A 3805-nucleotide genomic window follows, 5' to 3' on the forward strand; every position below is an offset into this window, starting at 1 on the left:
GTGTGCGCTCTGAACTTTCTCGTTGGGTGCGCGGCAAATAGGTCTGTTTCTTGTGGTGGCTGGTTGCCCATTTATTTAGATAATCAGGATGTTGAGGTCATCAGTTCCAACCTTGCAAGAGATATTTTGAAGCATAACAAGCAGGGAGAACATTTATGTGGTTGGAAAGATGGCTAGAAAAAACACAAAACGATACAGAACTTATAGAAGCAGAAAAATGATGTCACGTTATACCAAACAGATTGTATTCATTATACTCTTATTAGCGCTTGATTTTTTGCATCTCATAGAGGCATTGGAAAATATTTTTACACAAAAATCAAATATCCAACTCTAAATACACTCTGGACGTGCAAAATTTTTTAGCAAATGGATTATTAATTTTGCTTGTTTTATGGATGCGACAGATAATATCCTCTCACACTTAAAAAAGCGGATAATCAAAAGCCGAATAATAGAATGCTTCACTGGTTTTCTATGATCGATGGCATAACAAATCCTGTTTAATAATATTCATAAAAGTGCTATTTCGTGATTTTGCGTTACTTAAAATAGTATGTAGAGAGATAACGTGTAAGCATTTAATGTAGGCCAATAACGTCGATAATATTTTCCTTCTGGAGAAAAAATTTTAGTGAAATTATTTGTAACAAGTAATACCTTTTCGTAAGCATCATCTACTTCAGCAATGAGATAGAGATACATTTCTTTAACACCGGTGCTTTGAAGTTTTTCGGCATAATACATTAATTGAAAAACACCTGAATTTTTGTAATCTGCTGTAGGACCTTTAAACTCTATTAAGACAGCACGGTTCCCATTCTCAGAGTCAAAATACACAGCTATATCAGGTCGACTCCGTAATTTTTTATTACTTTCCTCAGAAGTCGATAAAAGCAAATTAACCTTAGTAATAAAGGACTTTATTTCCTTTTCACTTTGTAAATAGCTGTAGCTCATTAAGTTGTCATCAAGTATCCACAAATTATTCTCTTTTAATGGTAAAGATAAGGTTTTATCAGCAGTGCATTGTTGTGGAATAAATAAATTATGAATTTCTTTCTCTAAGGTATTAGGTTTTAATAATTTAGAGAGCTCATTCAAAATATCATCTCGGAATTGAATATATTGAGTTAACTCCAGACTAGCAAAATTTCGTGCTTCTTGTAAATTCTTTTTCGGTGTTCCTTTACCTTCACGAAGAATCTTTCTAAATGTCAACTTCCTTTTTGAATATTCTCTTTCTGCTTTTTCAATAAATGAATCTTCTTTTGAGAAACCACCAATTACATACTTTGTGTCTAGAAAATCTACTAAATAAGGATATTCTTCAGAAATTTTTTTGAGAAGAGCGCTCTTTTTTTCTTTAATTTCTGGAAATCTTATATTAATTGTTTCATCCAAAATACTCTCTAGTTTTTGATTAATATCATACCAAGATAGTTGCGTTTCTAAGTCAGGATTTGTTTCATTAATCTCAAACTCATTTCGTTCATCGTTAACATATTTGTCAAAAACAGGAGATTCCAATAAAAATATCATAATCATATCGTTTATTGGATTGATATTTATAAACTTTGAAAAAGGCATGACAGTACGATTATTAGCACAATAGAAAGCTTCTATTTTAGCTTTAGAGTTTACGTTCTGTTCGAAATAATAAGAAAGGGTGAAGGGAATCTTTACAAAAATTTTATTTTCTAAGTAAGGTCAATCTTGCGTATTTATTGTTCTTTTCTCTAAATTTTCTATGTCCTTTAAGTTATTTAAATCTTCTAAATTTTTTACATCATGTACATAAAAGTTAATTTGAATATTTTTTTACTTTCAGTAAAAAAAGTAAAGGAAGGAGATGATAATAAATTTCGTTACGGACTAAATTTATATCTAAATCAGTTTGTTCATGAGTTTCTTGTAAATGCAAATGTGTAGTCCACCATTTATAGTTTTCGCTATTTTCCTTTTTAAAAGAATCTTGTGTAAACTGCGGAGTGAAATTTAGTGAAATTTTAGTATGATGTTCATTTTTGCTAAAACTAACAATTTTAACTGCCTTGAATATTTTCAAGTAAGTAATACGTCCAATCCCTTTACATCCTTCTTGAATTTTATAATCACTTTTGTAGGTAGAGAAAGATTTGATATTTTCTTTTGTAAATCCATCTCCATTATCAAAAACACTTATAGAAAAAACTGGTTGATTCTTCCATAAATCCGTATTGCCATAAAGTTGAAATAAAATATCAATTTTTGTCGCATGAGCTTGTATAGAATTAACTATAGCTTCCTTAAGAACTGTAACGATATTCGTTTTTGGAGAAAGATCGCGAATTATAGCATTAAGCTTGACAAGCATGAGTACACCAATATATTTTATTTATATATCTCGTTGTAATATTTAAATTTTATGATGATATTAAACGCACTGTGCCTGATGAAAATTAATAACTTCTTACCATAATAGATATTGTATATGCTTGATAATGGTTTTTGTACAGTGATCGTGGAAAATATTCTACTTGTAAAAAATAATGTACCACTTTTGTCTTTTGTCGAGATTGACAAAAGACTTGTTCTTGTGGGGATGAAGGAAAAGATAACTGAACTCTATGCTTTAGATCAGAAAGCAGCAGAACATTAAGGATTTATCAGAATTCAAAAAATTATTAGAGAAAGTCGGCAAAAAAGAATGCTCTTTGTAAAAGCAAGTTTGAAAATCCTATTCCCTAACTTTTATCCACGTACCCCGTACTTTAAAAAAGATATATAAAATCGATAGATTATGTACAGTAAAAAGAAACATGGTACGCCCAAGGGGAATCGAACCCCTGTTTCCGCCGTGAAAGGGCGATGTCCTAACCGCTAGACGATGGGCGCAAACCAATTATGAGGCTTATAGAGAGGATCTTTTTACTTCGCAAGCCCTCTGTGTCATTTTTTTTGAAAAAAGTGTGTTTTCTTGAATAATTTTTGAGAGACTCTTGGTTGGATCATTTTATTTTTTAAGATTTTTTATAGAAAAAATATAGAGTTATCATGATTGATAGAAAGTTGTGATGTGAGATTTGTCCCAGTGAATGATATTTTCGTTTATTTTTGGTTTGAGGCGTAGGTAAAACGATCAAGACAACATTTTAACAGCATTTTAAATATGTTTATTTTTTGCATATTTTATTGTTTGTTATCTTATGCTTGCACATGAGAATATTATTTAACTTGCTTGAGAGAGCTTTTATACAAAACTTGCTTGCTTGAGTTTATCATAAAATAAAAACTAAAAAGTTGTATATTTTATGAAGTAGAAAGCCGATATTTATTACCAAGGTAACAAATAATACGAATCATACAAAAGTTTCTTTTGAAGCATAAGCTACAGAATCCTGTCAGTTTAGCAAAATATAAAATAAAAAAAGTCTGTATGATCAAAATGAAAATTATTAAAGTAAGTTTTACAGAATATATTAAAAATTGTTTTTTATCATCTTTAATTTTATATGGTTGTAAGAAATTTAAAATTAAAAGCTCTTTTATTTGTTTCATTCTTTTTGCGTCTCATATGAGAGAGTGTTTTTTGTTTAATGTTTGTTGATTTAGAAGAGATGTGTGTGTGTTCTTTCCAAGTTTTCAATATTTTTTCGCGTGTTATTGATTGTTTTTTGAGAGATTTTTTTACTTTTGAAAAAGCAAAGCAATTTTTTATGGTAACTTGCATTTATGAGTTTTGCAGGTTTTCATTCTGAATTAGATATTTTATAAAGATTCTGAAATCTTTGAAGACAATAAATATTATATTTTTAGGAATGTT

3 protein-coding genes and 1 tRNA gene are annotated in these 3805 nt (G+C 29.5%); 1 reads left to right on the plus strand and 3 read right to left on the minus strand.

The genetic code is table 11. The features are described 5' to 3' along the window. Window positions 1-546 precede the first annotated feature (546 nt). Window positions 547-1542 carry a hypothetical protein gene (locus ACFIO3_RS09880; protein WP_375695210.1) on the minus strand — a complete coding sequence of 332 codons (996 nt, stop codon included), beginning with the start codon at window positions 1540-1542 and terminating at the stop codon, window positions 547-549. A 262-nt stretch (window positions 1543-1804) separates the two neighbouring features. Further along, window positions 1805-2356 carry an ATP-binding protein gene (locus tag ACFIO3_RS09885; RefSeq protein ID WP_375608331.1) on the minus strand — a complete coding sequence of 184 codons (552 nt, stop codon included), beginning with the start codon at window positions 2354-2356 and terminating at the stop codon, window positions 1805-1807. 117 nt (window positions 2357-2473) lie between these two features. On the opposite strand from ACFIO3_RS09885, the gene ACFIO3_RS09890 reads away from it, so the two are divergent. Continuing rightward, window positions 2474-2641, plus strand: coding sequence for a hypothetical protein (locus ACFIO3_RS09890; RefSeq protein WP_375608330.1), 168 nt, complete (start codon window positions 2474-2476; stop codon window positions 2639-2641). Between the two features lie 161 nt (window positions 2642-2802). On the opposite strand, the gene ACFIO3_RS09895 is transcribed toward ACFIO3_RS09890, so the two are convergent. Then, window positions 2803-2877 (minus strand) — tRNA-Glu (locus ACFIO3_RS09895). Window positions 2878-3805 lie beyond the last annotated feature (928 nt).

It is taken from the genome of Bartonella sp. AD328YNZD, assembly GCF_042196425.1.